Source organism: Syntrophus buswellii (assembly GCF_046097065.1).
GTDB classification, from domain to species: domain Bacteria; phylum Desulfobacterota; class Syntrophia; order Syntrophales; family Syntrophaceae; genus Syntrophus; species Syntrophus buswellii.
In genome coordinates this window covers 1,443,252-1,470,074 of record NZ_CP175563.1, presented here as the reverse complement: position 1 = coordinate 1,470,074, position 26,823 = coordinate 1,443,252, and the positions used below count along the sequence as shown (strand labels likewise).

Annotated in this window: 23 protein-coding genes and 2 pseudogenes; 12 read left to right on the top strand and 13 right to left on the bottom strand. The window is 55.1% G+C overall.

The annotated features are described in order from the left end of the window. Window positions 1-358: 358 nt before the first annotated feature. Window positions 359-1,573, bottom strand: a complete 1,215-nt coding sequence (locus ACJ77P_RS06555; protein WP_408999317.1) for an ISL3 family transposase — start codon at window positions 1,571-1,573, stop codon at window positions 359-361. 244 nt (window positions 1,574-1,817) lie between these two features. Between ACJ77P_RS06555 and ACJ77P_RS06550 the strand changes: the two genes are divergently transcribed. The 3 genes from ACJ77P_RS06550 to ACJ77P_RS06540 are packed head-to-tail and all read left to right on the top strand — an operon-like array spanning window position 1,818 to window position 4,902. Continuing rightward, entirely contained in the window at window positions 1,818-3,650 is a 1,833-nt protein-coding gene (locus ACJ77P_RS06550) for a P-loop NTPase (protein ID WP_367360338.1), read from the top strand. A gap of 4 nt (window positions 3,651-3,654) precedes the next feature. Further along, a complete protein-coding gene (locus ACJ77P_RS06545; protein WP_367360339.1) occupies window positions 3,655-4,242 on the top strand; it encodes a NifB/NifX family molybdenum-iron cluster-binding protein in 588 nt (195 codons plus the stop codon). 24 nt (window positions 4,243-4,266) lie between these two features. Next, window positions 4,267-4,902: a class I SAM-dependent methyltransferase gene (locus ACJ77P_RS06540; RefSeq protein ID WP_367360340.1), complete on the top strand. Its 636-nt coding sequence runs from the start codon at window positions 4,267-4,269 to the stop codon at window positions 4,900-4,902. A 185-nt stretch (window positions 4,903-5,087) separates the two neighbouring features. Here the strand turns inward: ACJ77P_RS06540 and ACJ77P_RS06535 are convergent, their stop codons facing one another. The 3 genes and pseudogenes from ACJ77P_RS06535 to ACJ77P_RS06525 form a co-directional block, all read right to left on the bottom strand. Then, window positions 5,088-5,288, bottom strand: a complete 201-nt coding sequence (locus ACJ77P_RS06535; RefSeq protein WP_367360341.1) for a hypothetical protein — start codon at window positions 5,286-5,288, stop codon at window positions 5,088-5,090. A gap of 526 nt (window positions 5,289-5,814) precedes the next feature. Then, a pseudogene (locus ACJ77P_RS06530) lies at window positions 5,815-6,233 on the bottom strand (secondary thiamine-phosphate synthase enzyme YjbQ). A gap of 6 nt (window positions 6,234-6,239) precedes the next feature. Continuing rightward, on the bottom strand, window positions 6,240-6,461 hold the full coding sequence (locus ACJ77P_RS06525; RefSeq protein WP_408999442.1) for a hypothetical protein: 222 nt from the start codon (window positions 6,459-6,461) through the stop codon (window positions 6,240-6,242). Between the two features lie 256 nt (window positions 6,462-6,717). Between ACJ77P_RS06525 and ACJ77P_RS06520 the strand changes: the two genes are divergently transcribed. From ACJ77P_RS06520 to ACJ77P_RS06505, 4 genes are all read left to right on the top strand, one after another. Then, a complete protein-coding gene (locus ACJ77P_RS06520) occupies window positions 6,718-7,212 on the top strand; it encodes a hypothetical protein (RefSeq protein WP_367360342.1) in 495 nt (164 codons plus the stop codon). Between the two features lie 185 nt (window positions 7,213-7,397). Continuing rightward, the gene (locus ACJ77P_RS06515; protein WP_408999316.1) at window positions 7,398-8,660 is read left to right on the top strand and encodes a phosphoglycerate kinase; all 1,263 of its coding nucleotides are present in this window, start codon (window positions 7,398-7,400) and stop codon (window positions 8,658-8,660) included. A gap of 16 nt (window positions 8,661-8,676) precedes the next feature. Then, entirely contained in the window at window positions 8,677-9,435 is a 759-nt protein-coding gene (tpiA, locus tag ACJ77P_RS06510; RefSeq protein ID WP_367360344.1) for a triose-phosphate isomerase, read from the top strand. A gap of 75 nt (window positions 9,436-9,510) precedes the next feature. Further along, entirely contained in the window at window positions 9,511-9,969 is a 459-nt protein-coding gene (locus tag ACJ77P_RS06505; protein ID WP_367360345.1) for a DNA-binding protein, read from the top strand. A gap of 522 nt (window positions 9,970-10,491) precedes the next feature. On the opposite strand, the gene ACJ77P_RS06500 is transcribed toward ACJ77P_RS06505, so the two are convergent. Beyond that, the gene (locus ACJ77P_RS06500) at window positions 10,492-10,908 is read right to left on the bottom strand and encodes an ATP-binding protein (RefSeq protein ID WP_408999315.1); all 417 of its coding nucleotides are present in this window, start codon (window positions 10,906-10,908) and stop codon (window positions 10,492-10,494) included. A 1,001-nt stretch (window positions 10,909-11,909) separates the two neighbouring features. Between ACJ77P_RS06500 and ACJ77P_RS06495 the strand changes: the two genes are divergently transcribed. Both ACJ77P_RS06495 and pgi read left to right on the top strand, forming a co-directional pair. Beyond that, complete coding sequence (locus ACJ77P_RS06495) at window positions 11,910-13,958, top strand: molybdopterin-dependent oxidoreductase (RefSeq protein WP_367360347.1); 2,049 nt, start codon at window positions 11,910-11,912, stop codon at window positions 13,956-13,958. Between the two features lie 168 nt (window positions 13,959-14,126). Continuing rightward, on the top strand, window positions 14,127-15,767 hold the full coding sequence (gene pgi, locus ACJ77P_RS06490; protein ID WP_408999314.1) for a glucose-6-phosphate isomerase: 1,641 nt from the start codon (window positions 14,127-14,129) through the stop codon (window positions 15,765-15,767). Window positions 15,768-15,993: 226 nt separating this feature from the next. Here the strand turns inward: pgi and ACJ77P_RS06485 are convergent, their stop codons facing one another. Then, a complete protein-coding gene (locus ACJ77P_RS06485; RefSeq protein ID WP_367360349.1) occupies window positions 15,994-16,695 on the bottom strand; it encodes a phosphoribosylaminoimidazolesuccinocarboxamide synthase in 702 nt (233 codons plus the stop codon). Window positions 16,696-17,288: 593 nt separating this feature from the next. Here ACJ77P_RS06485 and ACJ77P_RS06480 point away from each other — a divergent pair. From ACJ77P_RS06480 to ACJ77P_RS06470, 3 genes are all read left to right on the top strand, one after another. Beyond that, complete coding sequence (locus tag ACJ77P_RS06480) at window positions 17,289-18,659, top strand: FAD-dependent oxidoreductase (RefSeq protein WP_367360350.1); 1,371 nt, start codon at window positions 17,289-17,291, stop codon at window positions 18,657-18,659. 92 nt (window positions 18,660-18,751) lie between these two features. Next, window positions 18,752-19,681 carry a universal stress protein gene (locus tag ACJ77P_RS06475; RefSeq protein ID WP_367360351.1) on the top strand — a complete coding sequence of 310 codons (930 nt, stop codon included), beginning with the start codon at window positions 18,752-18,754 and terminating at the stop codon, window positions 19,679-19,681. A 231-nt stretch (window positions 19,682-19,912) separates the two neighbouring features. After that, a complete protein-coding gene (locus tag ACJ77P_RS06470) occupies window positions 19,913-21,685 on the top strand; it encodes a VCBS repeat-containing protein (protein ID WP_367360352.1) in 1,773 nt (590 codons plus the stop codon). A gap of 81 nt (window positions 21,686-21,766) precedes the next feature. Here ACJ77P_RS06470 and ACJ77P_RS06465 read toward each other — a convergent pair whose 3' ends face one another. The 7 genes and pseudogenes from ACJ77P_RS06465 to glk form a co-directional block, all read right to left on the bottom strand. Further along, a complete protein-coding gene (locus ACJ77P_RS06465; RefSeq protein WP_367360353.1) occupies window positions 21,767-22,150 on the bottom strand; it encodes a hypothetical protein in 384 nt (127 codons plus the stop codon). Further along, on the bottom strand, window positions 22,089-22,391 hold the full coding sequence (locus tag ACJ77P_RS06460; protein ID WP_367360354.1) for a 6-phosphofructokinase: 303 nt from the start codon (window positions 22,389-22,391) through the stop codon (window positions 22,089-22,091). The genes ACJ77P_RS06465 and ACJ77P_RS06460 overlap by 62 nt, the downstream gene beginning before the upstream one ends. A 147-nt stretch (window positions 22,392-22,538) precedes the next feature. Then, window positions 22,539-23,555: a DUF362 domain-containing protein gene (locus ACJ77P_RS06455; RefSeq protein WP_367360355.1), complete on the bottom strand. Its 1,017-nt coding sequence runs from the start codon at window positions 23,553-23,555 to the stop codon at window positions 22,539-22,541. Window positions 23,556-23,583: 28 nt separating this feature from the next. Beyond that, a complete protein-coding gene (locus tag ACJ77P_RS06450) occupies window positions 23,584-23,919 on the bottom strand; it encodes a hypothetical protein (protein WP_367360356.1) in 336 nt (111 codons plus the stop codon). Continuing rightward, window positions 23,916-24,263: a hypothetical protein gene (locus ACJ77P_RS06445; RefSeq protein WP_367360357.1), complete on the bottom strand. Its 348-nt coding sequence runs from the start codon at window positions 24,261-24,263 to the stop codon at window positions 23,916-23,918. The genes ACJ77P_RS06450 and ACJ77P_RS06445 overlap by 4 nt, the downstream gene beginning before the upstream one ends. A gap of 170 nt (window positions 24,264-24,433) precedes the next feature. Next, window positions 24,434-25,577, bottom strand: a pseudogene (locus ACJ77P_RS06440) (cation:proton antiporter). 201 nt (window positions 25,578-25,778) lie between these two features. Further along, window positions 25,779-26,753 (bottom strand): glucokinase, encoded by a 975-nt coding sequence (glk, locus tag ACJ77P_RS06435; RefSeq protein WP_367360358.1) that lies wholly within the window; start codon window positions 26,751-26,753, stop codon window positions 25,779-25,781. Window positions 26,754-26,823 lie beyond the last annotated feature (70 nt).

The following is a 26,823-nucleotide window of genomic DNA, read 5'->3' as shown; positions in this document are numbered from 1 at the left end:
ATAAAGCATAAATTCTTCTTTGTCCACTAGATGCAGCAGCGGTTCCGATTTCCAGGGTCGGCTCAGGATATAAACTCGGAATTCCATGGACACAGATCATCCGGAAGGCCGGGAGCCGTTGCGCCGGCACCCTGTCCAACCCTTCCTTGTGGCCATGAGTGGACAAAGGAATAGTCTCATATGGGAGACTGTTATTTTTGTTATGGTCGCATTTATACAACTTAAATCATCTCTGCACCTGATCTCGACAGCGTCACATCGAATTCATCACCCTGTATATACTCAATATTCTAGCTATCGAAATTTTGTCTGTGCTATGGCACAAATCATGCGCCTATAGGATCTTACAGTTTTAGGTTCATCCGACTAAAGCATACTTGGCTTCATGAATGGCCATGATTTTAAGTTTGAAGAATTCGATATCCCGGAACCCATAGGCCATCCGTTTCATGGTTTTGATTTTGTTGTTTGTGCCTTCCAATGGAGCCGACGAGATGCGGTAATCATAATAAGAGAGGATACCGGATTGAAATGCAGCAAGTGACTTTGCAAACTTTTTCAACATTTTGATCCCGGAAGTTTCCGCCCTCTTGATCCAATCAACCAATACAAGCCGTGCTTTTTCCTTGGTTGGCTGGAACCAGACCTGTCGGAGATCTTCTTTCAGGTAATAGGCGCATGAAAGGGGCTGGTTTAGCTGAAGGGCATCGTTCAAGCGGGCCCTTTCACCTTTGGATGAAGAAAGATTTTCCGGATTTTTCAGGAGAAGCCAGCGGGTACCCTTCAGGACTTTCTTCTGAAGGAGATCTTTTGCCTCCCGATAAAGGTCTCTTCTTAGCCCGGACAATTTGTCGTTGAAGAGCTTGATGACATGAAAATGGTCGAAAACAATCGTCGCTTTCTGAAGATGAGTAGATACAGCGCTGATATAAGCGGGAGACATATCCATGGCAACGGCTTCAATCTTGGCTTTGGCACGTTTGACCTTTTTCCAGAAAGAGTCAAGCGCATCGGCTCCCTTGCCACCACCGACATAGACGATCGTCCCTTTGGTCATATCCAAAACAACGGTCAGATACCGATGCCCCTTGCGAATCGAGATCTCATCGATGGCAATTCTCCGAAGATCCTTCAGGCAGGGTCTGGAAAACCTCTTCATCAAATCTCGTTTCTGAATTTCCTTGATCACGTCCCAGGATACCGACAGATGTCCAGCTACATCCCGGATCGTCATGTGTTTCGACAATTCCAAGGCATATCGCTCAAAAGCACGGGTGTAAGAAAACCGGGGATCAGCAAATCCCAGCGACACTTGACGAATAGTACCGCAACGAAGGCACCCTACACGCTGAACATCAAGATCGAAAAACACGTTTTTGAAACCGATAGGAATGCTTCGGAACCGTCTCCGTGTCGTTCCCCGCATGATGACCTTCCTGCTTCTACAGACCGGACAACGAAGTTTGCTCCTTTTGTGGCGTATGGTGAACGTGATACTTCTTCCCTCATATCGCGTCCTGACATAATCGTAGCCGATAAGGCCGAATCCATGGTAAAGAAGACTCGTGGACATGCTTCCCCTCCGTTAATTGGAAATCTTCGAACAATTTCCTCTTGGGGTGTATGTCCATTTTTTTCAACATAAAGTACGCATCGACCGGATGAACCCAGTTTTATTGTTCCAGGATCACCAGACAGAAACCAGCCTCCATCCGAGTCGCAATCTCTTCCGGATCGTTCCTCCGGGGGAATCGGTGCGGAACAATCCGCGAAAAACGGGTAAAAGGCACAAGCCACAGAAAGGATCGGCCAAAGACATGAACATATCGGTAGCCAGCGGCAAGGGAGGAACAGGCAAAACGACCTTCAGCGTCAATCTGGCCTATGCACTCGCTGAGCGCGGCGAGCACGTGAGGCTGTTGGACTGTGATGTGGAAGAACCGAACTGCCACTTGTTTGTTCAACCGAAGTTCGACGCTCCAAAGTCGGTCGAGGTGTTGAGGCCTGCCTGGAACGAGGATCTGTGCACCGGCTGCGGCGAGTGCGCGACGGCGTGCCGCTACAATGCCATTGCCGTGGTGAAAGGCAGGGTTCTGATTTTCAACGAGCTGTGCCATGCCTGCGGCCTCTGCTCGCTGGTCTGTCCCGAAAAGGCCCTGACCGATGTGCCGTCGCCGGTCGGTACGCTTGAAATCTCCCCGCAGAATGAACCGTTCTTTTTTGCACACGGAACGTTGAACGTCGGCGAAGCCATGGCCCCTGCGGTTATCCGCAGAGTAAAAACACTCGTTGATCCCCAGGCCATCAACATTATTGATGCGTCCCCGGGAACATCCTGCCCGGTGATCGAGACCGTAAACGACACGGACGTAGTCGTTTTGGTCACGGAACCTACGCCTTTCGGCCTGAACGATCTCAAGCTCGCCGTCAACATGAGCCTGAAGAAAAAGATCCCCACCTGCATCGTCATCAACCGCTCAGAAGGAGCGGATGAACTGATCTCCGACTATGCAAAGAAGGTGGGTGTTCCCATTGCCGGCCGTATCCCCTTTGATCGAAAATACGCAGAGTCTTACTCCAGCGGGACGATCCTCACACACATCTACCCGGACTTCAGGGAAAAGCTGCTTCATATTTTTTCCGCCGTTTCATCTCTGGCCGGTTCCGTCCCCCCGGATGTTCCGCCCGATGAGCTGCTTCCCCTTTCGGCGGAAAACCTGGAGCCCTTTCCCAGGGGAGAGTCTTCCGAATTCAAGGAAATCGCCGTGATCAGCGGCAAAGGGGGCTCAGGGAAAACCACCGTGATCGCCTCACTGGCCGCCCTCTCCGAAAACAGGGTACTGGCCGACAACGACGTGGATGCCGCAGATCTGCACCTGCTTCTCAAACCCGTCATTCGCGAGGTCCACGATTTCGTCGGCGGATTGAAAATGGCCATCGATCCTGATCAGTGCACGGCATGCGGTCAATGCGCTGAACATTGCCGATTTGGAGCGATATACCCGGATGGTCCGACAAACCAGCAAGGAGTCACAGCCTTCCGGATTGATGAACTGTCCTGCGAAGGATGCGGCGTCTGCGAGTATCTCTGCCCCGTCGATGCAATCACGAATCGACCAAATACCGTGGGCAGATGGTACGTTTCGGGAACGGATTGTGGTCCGATGGTGCATGCCCGGCTGGGAATCGCGGAGGAAAACTCCGGACGCCTGGTCACCAGGGTCCGAAACGTCGCGGCGGAACTCGCTGAAAATCTCGGCAAGGAACTGATCCTCGGGGACGGTCCTCCCGGTACCGGATGTCCCGTTATCGCCTCCGTCAGCGGCGTTAACATTGTCCTTATCGTCACAGAGCCGACGGTATCCGGAGTGCATGACATGCAACGCGTCCTTGAACTTGCCGGGCATTTCGGCATTCCATCGCTGATCGTCGTGAATAAATCCGATCTCAACGCTGAACAGACCGTTCGGATTAAGGCCATTGCCGCAGAAATGGGGGCGAGGGTCATCGGCGAGATTCCTTTCGACCGCAGCGTAAACGACGCCCTCATGGCGGGTAAAACCGTTGTTGAATATGGAAAGGGGCCGGCAACCGAAGCGATTGCCTCCCTCTGGAAAGAGCTCGATATTATTCTTAAGAAAGGAGTATGATGCCATGAAGATCGCCGTGACATCCACCGGTCCGTCGCTTGATGATCCTGTCGAGGTTCGCTTCGGGCGATGCAGGTACTTTCTCGTCGTTGATCCAACGACCATGGAAACGGAAGTTATTCAAAACCCTTACATTGACTTGGGAGGTGGGGCCGGCATTCAATCCGCTCAACTGCTGGCCGACAAGGGGGTTACGGCCGTACTGACTGGGAACTGTGGCCCCAATGCCTTCCGGGTTTTCAGCTCGGCTGGAATCAAGGTCTTTTCCGGCATCTCCGGAAAGGTTCGGGATGCCGTGGAAAGGTACAAATCCGGAGCCGGAGCCGGCGCATCGGCCCCCAGTGTCCAAAGCCACTTCGGCATGGGAAGAGGAACAGGACGGGGCATGGGCACGGGCGGCGGCAGGGGAATGGGCCGCGGCCTGATGAGAAGTCGAGAAGCGGAAACGACGAAGGTCGAGGATGCTCCAACAAGCTCTTCTCCGGAGTCAACGGGAAGACAGGATGAAATATCCGAATTAAAAGAGCAGGCCAAAGCCCTGAAAAAGCAGATGGAACAGATAACAGCCCGCTTGAAGGACCTGGAAGGATAAAGGAACGGCAGGAGATTAGAAAAGATGCCCAAAGCCGCCCCCTTCGAGACGCACCATCGACGCTATGACGCCTGGTTTGAAACGCATGAAGGCGCCTATGTCTCCGAATTGCTCGCCTTGCGCCCTTTTGTTCCGTGGGAAGGACGGGGATTGGAAATTGGCGTCGGCACCGGCCGCTTCGCCGCACCGCTGGGTGTTGAGATGGGCCTGGACCCCTCCCCGGCAATGCTTTCCCACGCCGCGGCACGAGGCATCAGGACCGTGGCGGGTGTTGCCGAGAGGCTGCCCTTCCGGGACGGCTCCTTCGACTATGCCCTGCTGGTAACGACCCTTTGCTTTGTGGACTCCCCTGAAGAGACGTTCGCGGAGGCGTACAGGGTCCTTAACAGCGACGGCTGCCTCACCATCGGTTTTATTGACAGAGAGAGCTCTCTGGGCCGGCAATACGAAGCCCGCAGAGATGAAAACGTCTTCTACCCCGAGGCCACGTTCTATTGCGCTGAAGAAGTGGAGCGCCTTTTGGGAAACGCTCGATTTTCCATTCGATCCTGGGCTCAGACCCTGGGGCTCCCCTCCCATGAAACGACCACCATTGAACCGTTGCATCCGGGACACGGAGAGGGTGCATTCGTGGTTGTCTCGGCAGCGAAAGGCCGTTGATATCCATCACGGAACTCTGGTTTAAAATTAATCGCACCCTGACGGCAACCGTTGGTTGAAACGTCTTTGACCTGCACCCCCAAAAAAGCGACTTCGTGACCATCCGGAGATGATCACGACGAGTTACCATACCCAAGAGTCATTGGATATTGAATTTTCCCCTGCCGGTTCAGACCCTTGATTTTTTAGTTAACACTGGCTTCTTCAAGTGCCTTTACAACATCATATCCTCCGAAATATGTTAATCCTTTTTTAAAGGGCATACCGCGCGGTACGGTCATCACCAGTCCGTTTTTCGTGTTGATGGCTGCATTATTCAAAGCAACCCATGATCCATCTGATTTTTTCTCGAAATCGGTTACACTAATTTTTGCAATTTCATCCATTACTTATCTCCTCATAAAGTATTTTCAGGGTTCAAACCGGCAGGGGCCATCTTACCCAGGCATTTGCTGCCTTGGGTCAATTCATTTTTATAATTCAGCTCGCTGAAAGGGGAACCGCCATTTCCAGGCTCGGGACAAAAAGTGCTTTGTATTCCGCAACATCTATCCAATCTCTTTTTTACAGGAATCAGGAAGTATTTCTCCTTATTCATCCCTTTTTAGGAGATTACAATCGCCAACAATTACTTTTTATTCCATTAAATCGCTTATATTCCCAAGCTTTAAAGTACACCTAAATACTTGTATGTATTGATTTTTACCATTATTCACATCGGAATTCCACAAAAAAATTTTTTCAGGAAAACGTTCCCAGAGATACGTTCAAGCCTGCCATTTGAGTTTCTATCGCCCTCCCGGCAGAAGCAATCTCCAAGCGGAAATGTTCCCCTGCCGCAAACGACGTCCGGACGTCGGCGTCACAGAGAATACGCTCTCTCCATGCGTCTCGTTGGATAGAAGTGTTTGGCTATTCACCGACGATCTTTACAAGCACTCTTTTTTCCTGCGCCCATCATATTCACCATAGAATATCTGCTCCCATGGCCCAAAATCCAAACTGCCGCCCGTGACAGCCACGACAACATCCCATCCCATCACCTGCCTCTTCAATTGAGCGTCCCCATTGTCCTCACCTGTCCGGTTACGGTGGTAATTCGACAGGGGTTCATGGAGCGCCAGCTTTTCCAGCCATTCCTCATGATCATGATGCAGGCCCGGTTCATCATCGTTCATGAATACGGAAGCCGTTATGTGCGTGGCGCTCACAAGGGCCAAACCTTCGGATATACCGCTTTACTTGAGGCACTGATCCAACTGGTCCGTAATGTTGACAAACCCTCTTCGCTCCGGAACATGGGACCACAGCTCTTTTCGATACGATCTCATCATGCTTCACCTCGTCATTTTGTTTTTTTCTGGATTCAGAAGACCCTGGTCTCGAACACTGGCTAAATCCAGGTAAACCGGCAGACCCGCCAGTCCCGTCATTCCTGTCTCTCTCTTTGCCTCTTCGTACTTGAATGATAATACCCCTTGTGCCATAATCGCTGCACCTCGTTGATGATGGTTTGCACTTGACAGAAAATCTGTATCATCCTGATTTTTCAGGTTCAACGAGGTTTTTTATTTTTCTTGATGGTAGATTAAGGCATCCATCTAACGAATATAGCGGCATCAAGAGGGAAACGGCTCATCTCCCTGGCGGGGGAACGTTGACGGGACAGGGCCATTTCCCGCGAGAAGGCGGTGTGCCGCTCGTGGACGAAAATCCTCGACGGGCCAACGATTACGGCACTGTGAATTTTCCTGTATTGATTAATGGGAAATTTGTGCTTTAATCAGACAACCTATTGCGAAAAGGAGAAGTTCCATGAACAGGCTCGCTCTTGTTGTTTTGATCGTCCTGCCCATGCTTTACGCAACCTGCCCTGTCATGGCTGAGCCGGCTGACGCAAACCGAGCGCCCGTCGAGTCTCCGTCAGCCGGTAGCGGACAATTGCCGGCGGCGGGTCGACCGCCTGTTCTCGTTCAGCCGCCTGCCCCGGTCCAGCCATCCGCTCCGGTTCAATCTTCTGAAACAGTTTCGCAGTCCTGGGATACCGTTTCTGAAGAAGCCCAGGGGCCTCCGTCGACGGGGCTCAAGATGGTTGACATCCTGCTGGTAAGGCCGCTTTGCCTGATCGGCTCGACGGCGTCCACCGCGGTCTATATCGCCCTCTCCCCACTAGTCTATCTCATGGGGATCGGAGAGGAAACGGCACGGGTCATGGTTGAGGCGCCATGGCGCTTCACCTCCTGCCGATACATCGGGGAATTCAATCACTACAAGGATGAAGAACCCATCATGGGCGTGTGGGAATTTTAACGGCCGTCGAAACCGTACATGTTTAGCGGCCAAAATCCCCTTGACTCATAAAATCCTTGTCCATATACTTATGAACATTGAATGTTTCTTCTTTCCATCTGGATGTCGCCGTAGGCAGAATTTCAGGAACCGTCAAAGCCATTACAATTCAAAAATAACAGATTTACTTCAGAACGAGGATTCCGATGATCACCAAAAAAACCGTCAAGGATATTGAGCTCAGGGACAAGAGAGTGATAATGCGCGTTGATTTCAACGTGCCGATGAAGGAAGGCGCCGTCCAGGACGACACCCGCATCCGGGCCGCTCTGCCGACGATCAACCATGTCCTTGAACAGGCTCCACGCTATCTTATTCTCATGTCGCATCTTGGCGACCCGAAAAAGGACGCGGCGAAGGCGAAAGAGAAGGCTGAAAAAGCGGGGGAGGAATTCGACGAGCAGAAATTTCTCGACGGCAAATGCAGGATGAAGCCCGTGGCGGAGTATCTGGCCGGGCTTCTCGGCAGGCCCGTCAAGCTCGCTCCCTCGGCCATCGGCCCCGAGGTCGCCTCCATGGTTTCAGCGCTCGGGCCAGCGGAAGTCCTCATGCTGGAGAATACCCGTTTTCACCGGGAGGAAACCTCCAAAGACCCGGCCGAACGCGAGAAGATGGCGAAAGAACTGGCGGCCTTCGCCGATGTCTATATCAATGACGCCTTCGGAACGGCCCATCGCGCCCATGCCTCCACGGAAACCATCGCGAGATTCGTCCCGGTCGCGGTGGCCGGATTTCTCATGGAGAAGGAGGTCCGGTATCTCGGTCAGACCGTTTCCAGCCCGCAGAAGCCCTTCGTCCTGGTTCTCGGCGGAGCCAAGGTCTCCTCCAAGATCGGGGTGATTACGAACCTTCTGAACAAGGTCGATGCGATTCTCATCGGTGGCGGCATGGCTTACACCTTCCTGAAGGCCCGGGGCCTGCCGGTCGGCAGATCCATGGTGGAGACCGAGATGATCCCCACCGCGGCCGAAATCCTGAAAAAGGCGGCCGAGGCGAAGGTCGAGATCTTTCTGCCGGAAGACCACATCGCCGTACCGGAATTCAGCAACGAGGCAATGATCCATGCCATCCCGAAGGATTCCTTTCCCGATGACCTCATGGGGGTGGATATCGGAGCGAAAACCCTTGCAGAATACAAGGATGTCCTTTCCAGGGCAAAGACCGTCATCTGGAACGGACCCATGGGCGTTTTTGAAATGCCCAATTTCGCCACGGGGACAAAGGAAATTGCCAAAGCCCTCGCCGAAATCGACGCCATTACCGTGGTCGGCGGCGGCGACTCCGTTTCCGCCTTAAAGCAGACGGGACTGGAAAGCAAAATGACTCACGTCTCCACGGGGGGCGGCGCTTCCCTCGAATTTCTCGAACTCGGCCATCTCCCGGGAATCGATGCACTCAATGACAAATAGCCAAAGGAGCTCCATCATGAGAAAAGCCCTCATTGCAGGAAACTGGAAAATGAACAAGACCGACCCCGAAGCCATCGAGCTTGCCAGAGCCCTGGTGGCGGAAGTCGGGCAGTACGAGGCATGCGATATCCTTCTGTGCCCTCCTTTCACCTCCCTCAAGTCCGTGGGCGACGTCATTCGGGGAAGCAAAATCAAGCTCGGCGCACAAACGATGCACTGGGAGAAATCCGGGGCGTTCACGGGAATGGTCTGTGCGGACATGCTCAAATCCCTCGGCTGCACCTACGTGATCATCGGGCATTCTGAGCAGAGGCAGTTTTTCGGCGAGACGGACGAAACGGTCAACAAAAGGACCAGGGCCGCCCTGGCCAATGGACTGACCCCAATCGTCTGTGTCGGTGAATTCCTCGAACAGCGGGAATCCGGAAAACACGAACAGATTGTCAGGGACCAGGTCATTCAGGGTCTGAAGGGCCTCACCAGCGACGAAATGAAACAGGTGGCGATCGCCTATGAGCCTGTGTGGGCTATCGGCACGGGAAAAACCGCTTCGTCACAGGATGCCGATGACATGCACGCCTGCATCCGCTCCACCATTGAAAAGGTCTGGAACAGGGACGTGGCGCAGGGGCTTGTCATTCAGTACGGTGGAAGCGTAAAGCCTGACACCATCGATGAGCAGATGGCCATGCCCAACATCGATGGCGCATTGGTCGGCGGCGCCGCTCTGCAGGCCGATTCCTTCGCCCGCATCGTCCGATTCCAGGCCGGGTAGCTGCCGCTTCAAATCAGGATAAGCTTTGATTCATGAGCGATATGACCAAAATAAAGATGGAAGGAGGAATTTGAAATGAAAAGAATGGCGTTTTTTGCCGCGTTTGTTTTCATGCTCTGTCTTTTCCTTGTTTCCGAGTCGTTAGCTCAACGGGGCATGATGTGGAGAGGCAGCGGCGGCTGGGGGATGGGGACGCCCTACAGCAGGATGTTCAACCCTGCAACCGTTGAGACGATCACCGGAGAGGTCATCGCCATTGACAAGCTTACACCGCTGAGTGGTATGCACTACGGCATTCACATGATCGTGAAAACGGAGAAGGAACCCATTTCCGTTCACCTCGGTCCCGGATGGTTCATCGAAAATCAGGATATAAAAATCGCCGCAAAGGACAGAATTGAAGTGAAAGGCTCAAGGGTGACCTACAACGGAAAGCCGGCGATCATCGCTTCCGAGATTAAGAAGGGAGACGATGTGCTCAAGCTTCGCGACGAGAACGGGTTCCCCGCCTGGAGTGGATGGAGAAGGCCATAGAACAGATGACAGCCCTTGAACCGCCGGAACATCCGTTTTCGGCGGTTCATCCCCCAGACTTCACCACTCCCCCCGATGTCAAGGGCCTCACCGCAATCCGGGGCCGGTTTTGATCTTAACCGGAGAAGCCCGAACCCTTGCGATGACTACATGTCTGCGCGGGAACAACATCAACCGTTATCCCCCTCGTATTACCCTCTTCTCCATCTCCGGCATTGTCTCGCAGAAGTAAGTGAAGATTCGGCAGAAACCCGGTAGCGAAACTCTTCCGTCCTGAGCAAAGCCAAGGGATAAGGTTTGCCCTGCCGAAGGGCTGCACGCGAAAAGCGGGCGGCGCGTTTCAGCTCTGTACGATCGTTTTTCTTTTGTAACTATTCAGCACTTTGTTCTTTGACGTTCATAAACCCGGGCCACTCGCCCTGAAACAGTAGCCGCAAAGCTTCTGGTAATGACAACCGAATTTTGACCACCCTGAGCAGTGTTTATACTTTGGGATGACGGGCAGGTCATCCCCTGTCTTCCTTATTGATCGCCGGGAAAACGTAGGAAGCCGTGAGGCGACCGGAGTTTTACCGGCGATACGTCACTGTTCATCATTTCTTTGAGACTTTCTCGCAAACGATAGCTATCCCAGTTACAGCCGATGATGTGGGCTTTGTGGGTTAACCGATCCATAAGGGCGGCAGTCATGGTCGGATCGCCGAAAATCTGAGTCCAGTCGGCAAAACCGAGATTCGTGGTGATGATCACAGATCCCTTTTCATGCCGTTCCGCCAAAACCTGGAAAAGCAATTCCGCCCCTTCCTTGGAAAAGGGGATGTAACTCAGTTCATCCAGAATCAACAGGTCATCGTGGGCCACATCTTCAGCAGATGCAGCAGATGTCGATCGCGCACGCGACGCGCCACCGATTTCATCAACTCCGAATGCGGAATGCAATCGAAGTACCCGGACAAGTCCGCATCGACCACCTCCATATGTCCGCTCCGCAGCAGCGTTTCAATCCGCCCAACGGCACCTTGAGCGCTGCGGCCGGGCCGGTACGCGTAATGCAAAACGTCTATGCGGTACACCTTTATCGTACGGCACGTAGAATCGATATCCTGGCGACTGCTTCGCTTTGGTGCGTAACGCCGGCTGCAACTTCTCAACTTTTCCGGAGGTGTTAGACGCATGGCCAATCTCCCGGCTGTCGTGCTGCTTGCTGCACTAACCTTGAACTGAGGCCCCTTCGCTCCCTCGGCATTACCCGAGATCACCACTACTGCGGGCCTCTCCGCCACCTCGCATGGCCGGATTCGGTTCCTCGCGGAACATCCGTTGGCGGTCACGCGCCGCCACCACCGAGGCTTCCCGTGTTGCGATCAATCTCCCTGTACATGCATGCCACCGCCAAATACCCCGGCGGAACCCTGCGGTGCAAATGTCACTCGCTTCCCGCAAGGCAACGGCCTTCTCCGCTTTGACGTCGGATCGGGTTCCGCAATGACGCTTCGAGGCCTGCTCGGCGTTCACTACACGTTGCGGCCTGCATGCTCGCTGAATCCCATGGGACCCTTTTCTGGAAGTGCTTCAGTAAAGGTCGTTGCCTCCTTCCACCGCCTCCAGTGCTATCGGCCGGAGCGACAGAAGCCGGGTGGGAATCTCACCCACTGAAAATTGCAGCCTTTCACGGCACACTTCAATGAAAACAAAATATTTTATGTTGAACCGTTACTTTCTTTTTACTTTTTTTCCAGATATTGCTAGTATTTCTGTACAGTTCCACTCTGTGTTCATGGTGGTTCCGGAGTATTCCTCCAGGGAAAATTTCTCTGCGGCCTGCTCAGGACAAAGGTTCGAAGGCGGACGGAGATCGTCGTGACCTGGAAAGCTGCAATCGCTTCGTATTTCCAACCTTTAATTTCATTCTGATGGACGGAGACGATGAGGTGAAGAACATGATTGAAGCAAAAGAAGTCCCAACCGATTGTACGCTTTGCTATCACAGCTGCGGATGCAGGGTAACGGTCAAGGATGGAAGGGCGGTGAAGATCGCCGGGCTGAACTCCCATCCCTTGAACCATGGAAAGCTGTGCCCCAAGGGGGCCAATGCCCTCGCGACCATCTACAATCCTGATCGGCTGCGTCGCCCGCTGAAGCGGATCGACGGGAGCTTCAGGGAAATCTCATGGGACCAGGCCCTGGACGAAATCGCTGAAAGACTCCTGGACCTGAAGAAAAATTTCGGCCCCCAGGTTCTGGGCGTGTTCAGCGGATCCATCGGTGTGGAAAACTTCGAAATGGGCGGTCTTGTGCAGCGGTTCAAGACCGCTTTCGGTTCACCCAATTTCTTTTCTGTTGAGAGCGTTTGCTACCGGATGCGCATCCGGGTCCGGCAAATGACCTTCGGAAGATATCCGGTCGAAGAGATGGACTCCCACCTCTATATCCTCTGGGGACACAACCCTGAACAATCGGACTTTCCCCTCAAACTCGCCCTCAAAAGAAATCGGAATCAAGGGGCCAGGCTGGTCGTCATCGACCCCAAGCGGATTCCCTTGGCCGACATGGCGGATCTGTACCTGCAGATCCGGCCGGGTACGGATGGCGCCCTGGCCCTAGCCATGATGCATGTGATCATCAACGAAAAGCTCTACGACAGGGACTTCATCGAACAGCATACCTTCGGCTTTGAGCGGCTGGTCCCCCATGTGCAGAAGTACACCCCCGAGTGGGCGGAGGAAGTGACCTGGGTGCCGGCTGAAGACATCCGCAGATTGGCCAGGCTGTTTTCAGGAACACGGGGGGCAAGCATCTATCAAGGCACCTGCACGCAGGACCAGACGGCCAATGGCGTTCAAAACAGCCGCGCTTTTTCTATCCTCCAGGCCATTACCGGCAACGTCGATGTCCCAGGCGGCTGGGTGACCAGTCCTCCGCCGCGACTGAGAGATGTGAGTCTCGGCGTGGAGGGCAATCCCATGGGGGCAGACCGGTACCCCCTTTTCGTCGAGATGTGGGGCAGGAAAAGTCCCTATGGCGTCGTGACTCTTGTTCCGGAAAGCATCCCTGAAGTGCTGAGGGCCTTTTTCGTTATTGGAGGCAACCCCCTGGTTTCCATGCCGGACAGCAACGCCTTCCGCAATGCCTTTCGAAAGCTTGACCTTCTCATCGTGCACGATCTTTTCATGACGGAAACGGCAAGGGAAGCCCATTATGTGCTTCCTGCCTGCTCCCATCTGGAAAAATGGGGGGTAGCCTACAGTTACAATGTTTGCCACGGCCTTCCATTCCTCATGCTGAGGAAGAAGTGCATCGAACCCCTTTACGAGAGCTGGTCCGAATGGAAATTGTTCACGGAACTGGGAAAGAGGCTGGGGTTGGAAGACAGGTTCCCCTGGAGATCCGAGGAGGAAATGATTGCCTTTGAACTGTCCCCATCAGGATTCTCCTTTGATGATCTTCTGAACAGGATGCCGGAAGGCGTATTCTATACCGAAAAAAACTATGAACAATCAGAAGGGCGCTACCATTCCCCTTCAGGGAGAATTGAGATTTACAGCGAAACCTTCGAGCGGGCCGGTTTTGATCCTCTGCCCACCTTTCTGGAGCCGGAAAGAGGACCGAGGCGGGCGAGCAAAGCGTTCCTGGAGAAGTTCCCGTTGATTCTGTCCACGGGAAGCCGACACATTGGATATACCCACAGCCAGCATCACGGTGCGGACGCTCTTCGCAAAATGTATCCCGAACCCCTGGTCCAGATCAGCCCGGCGACAGCAAACCGCTTTGGAATTGAGGACGGAGACAGAGTCATCGTGGAAACGAACCGGGGACAGGTGAACATGAAGGCTGCCGTGGAGGAGCGGGTAGCGGACAACGTCGTGCTGGTGCCGCACGGCTGGGAGGGGGACGCCAATGCCAATCTGCTGACCGACGTGGAGTGCCGTGAGCCCATGATGGGCTATCCGGACATGAAATCGCTGCAATGCCGCATTAGAAAGGCATAGCGAAATCTGATGCGGATGCTCCCGGCCAGGGCGAAAAGCCCGTCAAGCCCGCCGTATCACCGGCAGCCGTTAAACTTTCGTTTCATCGCAAAAACATTTGATGATATAAAAAACCGGTAGGATGCAGACCGGTTCTACGAACTCAGATTCAGAAAGGAATGCGACACGGTGGAAAACAGAAAACGCCTCACGGAACTCCCGGCCTGGAAAGCGCTGTCGGCTCACTCTCGGGAGCATAAACACCCTCTCAGGGATCTTTTCGCGGGCGACCCTGAACGGGGAGAACGCATGGCCGCCCACGGGGCAGGCCTTTATCTCGATTATTCAAAGAACTGGATCACCGATGAAACGCTCAGGCTTCTGCTTCAATTGGCTGAGGAAACCGGCCTGCGGGAGCGGATCGACGCCATGTTCCGAGGGGAAAAAATCAATCTCACGGAGAGCCGCGCCGTCCTCCATACGGCCCTTCGCGCGCCGAAGGGGTCTTCCATCCGCTTGGACGGAGAAAACGTCGTTCCCCTGGTTCATGATGTGCTGGACAGGATGGCCTGTTTTGCCGACAAGGTCCGGAACGGATCCTGGAAAGGCCACAGCGGAAAACGCATCCGGAATATCGTCAATATCGGCATCGGCGGCTCGGACCTCGGGCCGGTCATGGCCTACGAGGCACTCAAGCATTACAGCGACCGGTCCCTCACCTTCCGCTTCGTCTCCAACATCGACGGAACGGACTTCGCCGAAGCCGTTCAGGATCTGCATCCTGAGGAAACGCTTTTTATCGTGTCTTCGAAGACCTTTACAACCCTGGAAACAATGACCAACGCCGAAACGGCCCGCGACTGGCTGGTTCAGGGGAATCATGGCGACCGCACGGCGGTGGCGAAGCACTTCGTCGCCGTCTCGACGAACACCGCCGCGGTGACGGCTTTCGGCATCGATTCCGACAACATGTTCGGATTCTGGGACTGGGTCGGCGGGCGGTACTCGATGGACTCGGCCATCGGCCTGGCGACGATGATCGCCGTCGGACCCGGACACTTCCGAAGCATGCTGGCGGGTTTTCATGAGATGGATGAGCACTTCCGCACAGCCCCCTTTGAACACAACCTGCCGGTGCTCCTGGCCCTCCTGTCCATCTGGTACAGTAACTTTTTCGGCGCGGAGACCATCGCCGTCATTCCCTATGAACAATACCTGAAGCGATTTCCGGCGTACCTTCAGCAGTTGACGATGGAAAGCAACGGGAAGCGCGTCACCCTCGACGGGGTCGAGGTGGACTACTCAACCAGCCCCATCTATTGGGGTGAGCCCGGAACGAACGGCCAGCACTCCTTTTTCCAGTTGATCCACCAGGGGACCAGGCTGATTCCCTGCGACATGATCGCCTTTGTCGAACCGCTCCATCCCCTCGGCCGTCACCACGATCTTCTGCTGGCAAACGTCTTCGCCCAGACCGAGGCGCTTGCCTTCGGCAAAACGCTGGAAGAAGTCCAGGCCGAAGGCGTCCCGGACTGGCTGGCGCCCCACAAGGTCTTCGCGGGCAACCGGCCATCCAACACAATCCTTGCCCGGAGGCTGACCCCGGATATCCTGGGCAAACTGGTCGCCCTCTATGAACACTGCGTCTTTGTTCAGGGCGCCATCTGGAACATCAACCCCTTCGACCAGTGGGGCGTCGAACTGGGAAAGGCCCTGGCCCAGCGTATCATCCCGGAGCTGGAAAGCGCGGAGGAACCGCATCTCGCACATGACAGTTCGACGAACGCCATGATTCGCCGTTACCGGAAGCTCAAGGAAAAAATGGGATGACCGGGTCCCACCGGCCTCGCTATAGAAGCGGTTATGAACCCCGCGGGGATAGCTTCGCTTTCGTTCACCGGCTGGAAGACGAATTCATCCCGGACGGAGGAAGGGCTGACGGCGGGCATTTTCGATCCGATGATCCGCAGATAATAGCCGCTTACGAAGCCATCACCCTGATGCGGTCCGGAACGCAGATGAGGCTGGCTCCCCTGTACAATGAGCCGTCCCGGCGTCAGCGGCCCGCCGCCTGTCCGAAAAAGAGAGCGTAAAGCTCCATGGGCTCAATGTAAGTGCCGTCCCTGTAGACACGCATATTTCCGGACGAGATTTCATCGATGAGCATGGTCTCATCCTGGTGGTAACCGAATTCCAATTTGATGTCGTAGAGCTCCATCCCCTTTTCAAGCAGGCTGCCGGCAATGATCTCCGTGATCTTCCGAGTCTCCGCCTTGATGTCGTCATACTGTTCGCCGCTCATGATGCCGAGGTCAATAAGCCCGTCCCGGATGACGAGGGGATCGCCTCTGCCGTCGTCCTTTAACGTCATTTCGACGTACAGAGGAAGGGGAGCCCCCTCTGCGATATAGTCGCCGTAGCGGCGCAGGAAGCTGCCCACGGCCCTCCGGCGGCAAATAACCTCGACCCCCTTTCCAAATACCTTGGCCGGAAGAACCTCCATCGTTGTTTCCTCCAGATTTGAAGCGACATAATGAGTCTTAATCCCCGCGGCCTTCAGCTTTTCAAAAAAGAAGACGGACATCCGGAGATTCATCCTGCCCACCCCTTCAATGCTCAGCCCTATTTGATTCGCGCCTGGATCGAACACCCCGTTCTCGCCGGTGACATCATCTTTGAACTTGAGCAGATAATGACCGTTTTCAAGGGCATAGACATTTTTTGTTTTTCCTTCGTACAGCAAGGTCGTCTCCTCCATTTTCTCCTCCGAATGCGCACTGCGGAAAGCCGCAGCCAACCGGTGTGGTCATGATGATAGGGACATGGTGATCCTGGTCGGCACGGGTTGCAGGTATCCTTTACCGTCGGCTTCGGATGGCGCCCCCGGTTTCCCCTCCATCCAAGATCCTTCTGGCACAAGAATAACGGGTTCCCGCGTTCCGGTCAACAGGACATATGAAAGAGTGTGCGTCCCTGTTCGTGATTTTTGTGCCGCGGAACGAGATCATGCCAGCGATGACTCCGTGGCTTTTTACAGGCATGTCGCACCGGAATTCGAACATTCTATCACGGATCGGACAACATCTTCTTGACATTTCGGTGAGTTTACCGCACAAATTAGTATAACTTCACGTAAACCGGTTTCCAACCCATCAGAACCCTCAACAAGGTGAAGCTATGGATTGATCCTTATTAGAAAACCCCGTCCCCGAAATGAGGCGGGGTTTTGTGTTCAGCGTCCTGCCCTTCTTAATCCTCATGAACGATTCCGAGGCATCAAGGCGGGAGAGGTTTTTTTCAGGAGAACAGGAACAATCGATTTGCTGGTCTTTTCCGGCAGGGAGGTGCAGAATGCGGAAGAATCAACGGCTTGCAATCATTGGTGGCGATGCGGCCGGGATGAGCGCGGCGGTCCAGGCAAAGCGTAGAAATCCCGAGCTGGACATCATTGTTTTCGAGAGGGGGCCACACACTTCCTACTCGGCGTGAAGCATTCCCTACTACGTCGGCAAGGTTGTCGACGATGTCAGGAAGCTGGTGGTTGTCACCCCCGAGGAGTTTCGTGACCGATACGGCATTGACGCCCGCATCCTCCACGAAGTTACGGAAATCGACCTCAAGGAGCGCCGACTCCATGTCCGTGACCTCAAGGAAGGAAAGGAGCACCGAGAGGCCTTCGATCTGCTGATGATTGCAACGGGTGCCGTTCCCTTTTGTCCCGATGTGCCCGGATCAAAGGCCCGGGGGGTATATGGACTTCATTCCCTCCAGAGCGGAATCCGGGTCCGGGATGTCATTGACAGGGAAAAGCCCGAAAGGGCCGTCATCATCGGAGGGGGATATATCGGCCTGGAAATGGCGGAGGCCTTGATCATGAGAGGCCTCGATGTCTCTCTCGTGGAGCTGGCTGCCCAGGTCATGAACACCCTCGATCCCGATATGGGTTCCCTTGTTTCCGAAGCCCTCATGCGTGTCGGCGTCAAGCTCTTCAGGGAAGAATCTTTCCGTTCCGTCGAAGTGGAACAGGATCGGGTCCAGGCCGTCGTTACGGACCGCCGGACCCTTCCCGCCGATATCGTCATTCTGGGCCTGGGAGTGCGACCCAACACGGAGCTGGCCGAGCATGCCGGGATTGCCCTCGGCGTCCGAAAGGCCATTAAAACCAACGACCGGATGCAGACGAACATCCCAGGTGTCTGGGCGGCCGGAGATTGCGCCGAATCCTTTCATCTCGTCAGCCGGCGCCCGGTCCATATCGCCCTGGGAACGATCGCCAACAAGCAGGGCAGGGTTGCCGGGATCAACCTGGGTGGGGGCTATGCCACGTTCCCCGGCGTTGTAGGTACGGCTGTGAGCAAGATATGCGATTTTGAAGTGGCCAGGACAGGCCTTCAGGAAAAGGAAATAGCGGACCTGGGGCTGGACTATGTCGCGGGACGTATCGAAGGCATGACGCGGGCCAGCTATTATCCAAATGCCGGAAAGATCACGGTGAAGGCACTGGCGGAAAGGGAAACGGGGAGGCTCCTGGGCGCCCAGATCGTCGGCGTTGAAGGTGCGGCCAAGCGGATCGATGTGTTCGCAACGGCGCTTCATGCCGGCTTTGATGTGGATGAGATGATCAATCTCGATCTCAGTTATGCTCCCCCCTATTCCGGCGTCTGGGATCCCGTGCATCTCGCCGTACGCCGTGCCAAAGCGGCGCTGGAGGAAGCCCCATAGAAACCGGCGGCCCTTCCCCGACCCGGTCCCATCGCCCTTTCAGCGGCTTCCAGGAACATGATCCCGGAAGCCGGTAAAGAGAGACATGCGTCATGATCCTTTTGAAGCACATTCTTTTCGTTTCCGAACCAGCGTCAGATCAGACTTCGGCCCTGGAACGGGCCGTTTCACTGGCGGAAAACAACAATGCGGACCTGACGGTCGCCACGGTGTTCCCTTCCGTGCCGGACGGTTATCTCAAGGAATGGGCGGCCCTCTCCAGGCAGGACCTTGAAGCCTTGATCGAACCCTTCAGGGATCGCCTGAACATCCGGCTCGAAGTGCTCTCGGGTCCGGTTTTTCTCGAGGTCATTCGCGCCGTGCTGCGCAATTCTCACGATCTGGTCATCAAGGTGGCGGAAAATCCCCCTTTCATAAAAATGCTCTTCGGAACCGACGACATGCATCTCCTGCGCAAATGTCCGTGCCCTGTATGGCTGATGAAGACTCCCGAGAAATCCAAATATTCGGTCATCGTGGCTGCCGTGGATGTTGACCCCTTGAACCCCTCGGAGACGGAGCAGGACCTCAATGAGAACATTCTGGACCAAGCGACTTCGCTGGCCCTGTCCGATTTCGCGTCTCTGCACCTGGTTCACGCCTGGGAACCATTTGGAGAAGGCACCTTGCGTTCCAGGATCGACGCGGCAGCCGGAGGCGCCGACTATCTCGAGAAGGAGCACATGCTTCACCAGAAGGCGTTCTATAGACTCGGCGAGACCCTGCGAAGCCGGATCGGCGAGTCTATCTATGATTATCTTTCCCCCAACTTCCATCTTCTCAAAGGACCGGCCAAAAAGCTGATACCGGAATTGGCGGCGCAACTGGAGGCGGATTTGGTCGTCATGGGAACGGTTGCACGAACGGGCATCGCGGGATTGTTCATCGGCAATACCGCGGAGGCCATTCTTGATCAGTTGGCCTGCTCGGTCCTTGCCGTCAAGCCCTCCGGCTTTGTCACACCGGTAAAACTTTCCGAATAGAAGAATACCTTGCAGGCAGCGAAGGTCCTGATCCTGCATGCAGAATGTCTGGTGGTTCAGCGCCTGTCACACGGCGCTGCATTTCACCTGGAAACAGGCGGGCGATAATGATATAAGCTCTCCGCTTGCAGATCGTTCAACCCTTTGCAACCATCGGCAGGTCCTTATTGAAGCGATGACGGAATCTTACACCGTCTTTTTTTTCAGTGAATAACGGGGGGGGCGCGGAGAATGGGAAAAAGACATTCAAAATTTTCGACTTTTTTATTTTTTGTGGTCATCTTGGTCCTTTTGTCACCGTCGACGGCCCGGCATGCCCGCGCCGCCCTTTCTGATTTCAACAAAGACGGCCGCTCCGACCTGCTGCTGAGGAACAGCTCCAATGCTTCAACGGTTCTGTGGTTCATGAATGCCGACGGAACCCATTCCGGCGATAAGACCCTCTGGACGAGCAAGGACTCCACCGTCGCGGCAACAGGGGACTTCAACAACAACGGAATCTGCGATCTCATCAAAAGAAGCTCGTCGACCGGCCAGGCGGTCCTCTGGTTCATGAACGCCGACGGGACGCGCAAAAGCTACAAGGTCCTCTTTACCGAACCGAAAACGACCATCGCGGGCACGGGCGATTTCAACGGTGACGGAATCTGCGACCTTATCCAGAGAAAAATGGCCAACGGCCAGATGGTCCTCTGGTTCATGAACGCCGACGGAACACGCAAGAGCTACAAGGTCCTCTTCACCGAACCCTATTCCACCATCACGGCCACGGGCGATTTCAACAAGAACGGCATCTGCGATCTCATCAAGAGGGACGATGCGACCGGCCGGACGGTTCTCTGGTTCATGAACGCCGACGGAACACGCAAGAGCTACAAGGTCCTCTTCACGGATCGAAAATCCACCGTCGTGGCCACGGGCGATGTGGATAATGACGGCATCTGCGATCTCATCAAGAGAAATGCCTCCACCGGCCAGACGGTTCTCTGGTTCATGAACGCTGACGGAACCAAGAAAAGCGAAAAGGAGCTTTTTACGGACACGAAATCCACGGTTGCAGCTACCGGTGATTACAATGGTGACGGCATCTGCGATCTCATCAAGAGAAACACCTCCACTGGCCAGGCGGCGCTGTGGTTTTTAAACGCCGATGGATCCCGGAAGAGCTACAAGGTTCTCTTCACCGGAACGGAGCTCGCCCTCATACCGGCCCCTGCTGTCCCGAAGCTCGCGAAGCAGTCCATCTTCGGCACCGCCGGACAGTCCATGGGATACTCCACATACGAGTATGATGCGGGAGGAAGACAGATCAAGATGTCCTCCTATAGCGCAACAGGCTTACTAGTGGGATACACGAAAACCCAGTACAATTCAGAGGGAAAACCCATCAAGGTTTCCAACTACAGTGCTGCCGGTCAACTCATGCAATACATCAAAACCTCTTACAACAAGTCCGGAGACGCGGTTAATGTATCCACTTACAACGGTTACACAAATCTTTTGATGCTCAAAGTCGTCACCGAATACAAATCTCCGGGAAAACCGTCAAAGGTCACGGAGTACGGCGCCACGGGCGTCATCTCGAAATACACCGTATACGACTATAACGAGGCGGGCAAGCCCGTCAAGGTTGCCACATACAATCTCGCCGACGAGCTGACAGGATATGTCACGTACGAATACAACAAGGCAGGAAAACAGAGCAAGGTATCCAAATACGGCCCTACGGGTCTTTTGCTCAAATACACGGCCTATCAATATAACTCATCGGGATTACAGATAAAAGTTTCTGAATACGGCGCCACGGGCGTCATCTCAGAATACACCGTCTATGAATATAATGCTGTGGGAATGCCGGCCAAAACGTCCACCTACGATTTCACGGACCAGCTGAAAGGATATGTCACGACCCTCTACGATGCGGCGGGAATGATCACAAAGGTTTCCTCCTATGGACCTACGGGGCTTCTGAAACAATACACAACCATGGACTATACCTACTGAGGCCGGGGCGGGGGATTGCCCCGGTGGCTGTCATCTCCCGCTGCCGCAGGATCCTTTTTTTCTGCGGCCCGCGAAGTCCGGTCAGCCGTTCAGCTCGATCATTTCCAGGCTGTGATTCGCCTCGCCATGCTCCGGCCGGATTTCCTCGCGAAGGTCCCTTCCTTGAAACAGGGCCGGAACTCGATTCATGGGCCGATGCCCTTCGGCGGACAGGCTATCCTTGTCGGCATGGACGGCGCTCTGGCCGAGGGGGAGACAGAACGCCGCGTCACGGGAATTGGCCGGCATGCACCGGATGATGTAACTGGGATCGATGTATTTGAGGTTGATCTCCATGGCGTTTTTCTTGAAATAGTCCCTGATGGCATCACGCAGATAAATGCCGATGTCTCCGTATTTGACATTACCCGTTCCGAAGGTTCCTGGGGCCCCGGGACGTTCCCAGGATCGACCCGCCAAGCTCATGAACGCGGGCCACCGAGTCCGGCGTCAGGCTGAGGGGCTCGTGCCCGAGCCTCTCCACGAGCCCCGCGTACCCGTACCGGAACCCATAGATCCTCTGCACACCGCAGTGGCAACAAAGGCTCATGACGATGGCCCGGATCACATCGTTCAGGCCGGGACAGATCCCTCCGCAGGTTACAATGCCGCAGGCGATCCGAGACGGGTCAAAAAAGATCTTTTCCCTTGGCCCCGCCGCTTCCATTGCAGGCGGCGTTGTCCCTTGGTCAAGCCTTGACTCGATCACATCGAGACAGGAGTCATAAAGAACCCGCCCGCTGGCATCGGCAAAGCGGATGCCGTTTGCGCGGCCCCTTGAAAAGTCCGAACCGCTTGATTGCCGCGGCGGTTTTTAAAAACCGATTTCCCGGGCATAGGAGAACTGGCGCTTCCAGGGGATGCCGGGATGGGCCGAATCGAAGGTTTCCTCGCCCACGATCCGCATCGATTCCTCATCGATCCGGATCGGGTGATACGCACCTACAAAACCCTGGTCTGGATGGATCGTGGGGTTGTCCCCCGGCCAGCAGTCGCACTCTGTCGTAATGTTCAGCAGGGCATTGATCAGAACGGTGCGCCCCTCGATCTTCCGCCAGACGGCCGCCGCCGTTTCCACGAGCTTCTCCTGAAAAACTGTTGCGTCCGTTTCCCACTCGATTTTCAGGGCCATGTTGGGGCAGAGGCCGATGCACTGCGCGCAGCCGATGCAGACGTCGTGGTCGTAGGTGGGCAAGCCGTCTTCGCCGAACTGCGCCGCACCCGTCGGACAGACGTCGACACAGACGCCGCATTTGATGCACTTCCCGGGTTTGAGAAGCGGGCGGATATCGGCATGCATCCTCTGCTTCTGAGCCCGTGAGGCGAATCCCATGGAGAGGTTTTTGATGGCCCCCCCGAAACCCGCTTCCATGTGCCCTTTGAAGTGCGAAAAGATGACATAGCCGTCGGCGCGGTCAAAAATGTCGGCCACCTGTACGGAAGAAAAGTGGCTATAATCGGTCTGCAGGTCCACAACGGAGCGACCATCCATTCCGTCGGCGATGACGACGGGACATCCCAGAAAGCCCTCCGTATAGCCGTGCTCCGCCGCCGTCTGCAGGGAATCTTCAGCCTTCCGCCGCCCCCCGGAGTACAGAACCGTCGTATCGAAGAGGAAAGGGAAAGCGCCTGCCGCTTTAACCCACAGGGAAATCTCCCGGGCATAGTCGGGTGGGAGAAAACTACGGTTCTCCCTTTCGCCCCAGTGAAGCTTGATGCCCACCCGGTCTCCCCTGCGGAAGGGGGCCTCCATTTTCTCCAGCAGACGGCGCAGTTCGCCCACGTATGGGCGGTGGGGGCTTGACAGCCTCTCAAAGACGATTTCTTCCATGATGTGCGTCCTTTCCTCCTGTTGATATTCAGGGCGCGAGCATGACCTGATCGCCGAAACGCTCGGAAAGTGCGGCAGCCAGGCGGGCTGCAGCCTGCCCGTCGGAACATTCGACCATCAGTTCCCCGCCATCCCCCACAACCAGCCGGCCATGGGCCTCAACGACCGCCTCGACTTCGTCGGGCTCCACAGTCCACCATCCCCTCGTCCGCTGCAGAAGCTCCTTACCTTTTAATTTTCTCGGGGTCACCAGGTCGATCTGCCTGAACCAGGCGGTCCATCCTATCTGCGCCGGCTCCCGGAGGACCGGACTGACCGGATCGTGGTAGATGCGGCATCTTCCGAACAGGCGAAGGCGCATCATGGCACCAGCCCTGAAATTTCCCGGGTCCGGGCATCCTGCCTTCCGATGACCTGCAGCTTCTCTTCCGGAACGCCGTCCCGTTCCATGAGCCGTTTCAAGACAAATCCGTAGAGGATTCCCGCTTCATCATCCGCCAGGGACAGATTTCGCCGATCCGCCGCGGCCCAGCCCCGCTCGAAGAGCACCCGGGCGGCTTCCCGCCATCGACGGAGCCTGGGATCGAAGGGGGAAATTCCCGCATCACCGATCAGTTTCGTCGAAACCGCCTCCATCTGAGAAAAAACCCGCCGCATTCTTCGAATGCCCGGATCGTAGCCGAATTCATCAACGTTCGCAGCGTTCACCGTTTTTCCCCCGCCCCTATATAAGGTCTGTTTTTGAAGCATTCTTTTCAGGATCATGAGCTTTGAAAAAAAATAGCAGACCCCCTTGAAGGTGTCAATATCATTGCCCCGGAAAATTCTTCGCATTCCCGGATGCCATGTCAGGATTAAGGATTCGTTTCGCCTTTAAGTTAACTTGCGTCTCCCTTATGAATCTCACCGATCCGCCGCAGTAGCGGTGTCATGGACATTCCCTGCACGAAAATGGAAAAGGCCACCACCGCAAAGGTCACCGAAATGATTTCTTCACGGTGAGGCACCCAAAGCGGCAGCCCCACTGCCAAGGCAAGAGCCAGGGCCCCTCTAAGACCACCCCAGAACAGAACAAGCTGGTGCTTACCCTGTACACGAAGCTCGGATCTGCGGAATAGAGCGCAAAAAGGATAGACTGCACACGCCCGTCCCACCAGCACAAGGAGTATTGCACATATCGCCGGCAAAATGACTGCTTTAAAGTTCTGGAGTGAAACCTGCACTCCGATGCCAATAAAGATGAATGAATTGGCAAGAAAACCGAGATACTCCCAATAGGCGGTAATGGCTTTTCTGACATCGTCAGAACCCGCTTGCATGAGGCGAAGATTCCCCACCAGAAGGCCCGCCGTCAAAGAGGCGAGGACCCCTGAAAAATGAAAGTGCTCGGCGATGAGAAAAGAACCATAGGCCGTGACAGTCGTTAGGGTAAATTCAACAAGATTATCACCTGCCCGTCTTTCAAGGATCATAATGACCCCGGCAACCAGTGCGCCGCAGAGGACACCGCCCCCTACGGTAAGCGCCAGTTTTCCGGCAATGCCACTCAGTGTCATAGCCCCCCCTGCCGCAGCGGCAAGAATGACGGCAAAGGCAACGGCAGCCGTACCGTCGTTGAGAAGGCTTTCTGCTTCGACCAGCAGACGGATCCGGCTGTGGACCCCTGCTTCATTGAACGTGGCGATTACGGAAACGGGATCCGTAGCTGCGATGCGCACCGAAAAGCAGGGCGCTGATCCAAGCCCAATCGGCAAGATACCTCATCCCTGCAGCAGTTACCGCTGCCGATAGGCACAACCCTGCGGTGGCAAGGATCAGTATAAGGAAAAATTCACTGCGTAGATTGCTCCAGCGAATTTGTATGGCCGCTTCAAAAACCAGGGGTGGCAGGAATATATTGAAGATTAATTCTTTCGTAAAGGGAATCCCTGAAAACAAAGGGATAAATGCCAGAAGAATTCCGGCAAAAACCAGCCCCACGCTGTAGGGAACTTTGAGTCTCCGTGTCAGGATCGCAACCATACTTGCAATGAGCAGTATGGTCAGAAATCGATCCAGTGTGATAATGAACTGCATTTTCTACTCCTTTTGAGGTAAAGTCATACCACAAATGAAGGCTCGGAAATTCGTTGAGGCCGCTCCGAATGGGGTGGGGTGGTGCGTCTCCGTGCAGGGCGGATCTCCCGCCTGCGGCACGGGGGTGAAAAGATCTGCTTTTCAATTTCAACAAGCGGCGAAACGGCCTGCGCCCAGCAGCGCGCTCTGCTCGTTAAGGATAACCTGCACCGGGATCGCTTCCAGCAGGGGACTCAAGCGTCCCTTGCTGGTAAAGGCGAGCATGAATCCGGGTCCCTTGAGCCTCTCAATGATCTTCGGGGCAATTCCCCCTCCCAGATAGATGCCTCCGGTGGCGAGATACCGCAGCGCCACATTTCCCGCCTCGGCCCCATAGAGGGAGATAAAGAGATCGAGAACCTGGCGGCAGAGGGGACAATCGCCGGACAGGGCCGCCCGGGTGATGACCGCCGCAGGGTCGTCCGCCAGCATCTCCTCTGCAATTGCCGGGGATTCGGGAAAACGTCGGACATCACGCAGGAACCGGTAAATATTGCGCAGTCCGGGGCCGGAAAGAACCCGTTCGGCACTGACCCGGCCGTGCGCATCACGCAGATAGAGGAGCAGTTCCGCTTCGATCTCGGTGCGGGGAGCAAAGTCGGCGTGGCCCCCTTCGCTGGGGTGGGGTCGATGAGCGGCTCCATCCCAGTAAGCAACCGCCTCTCCCAAGCCGGTCCCTGCCGAGACCAGGGCAATGGTGCCGTTCGGATTGGGAAGGCCCTCACTAAGGACTTCAAAGTCCTCCGGCCCCAGGAGATCGATGCCATAGACATGCGCCTCCAGGTCGTTGATCAGTCGAACCTCGGGAATCCCCGAAGCTCTGGACAGATCTTCGGCATTCACACTCCAGGGAAGGTTGGGCGTTCTGACCGTACCATTCCGGACAGGGCCGGCAATTCCGAAACAGGCCCTCTCCGCGTTCAAACCCTGTTCTCCATTAAAACGTTTGACAATTTCTTCCAGGCTCCCGAACTTTTGGCTCGGGAAACGTCCTTCGGCGATCAGCGTCAACTTTTCACAGGCGGCGTCGAAATATGCAAGCCGCGTGGATGTTCCCCCGATATCTCCTGCCAGAACCTGCATGGGCTCCCCCCTTTTCAAGGCAAATTGATAAATGCTGCTGAAATCTAAGAAAGGATATGGTTAACGGGAT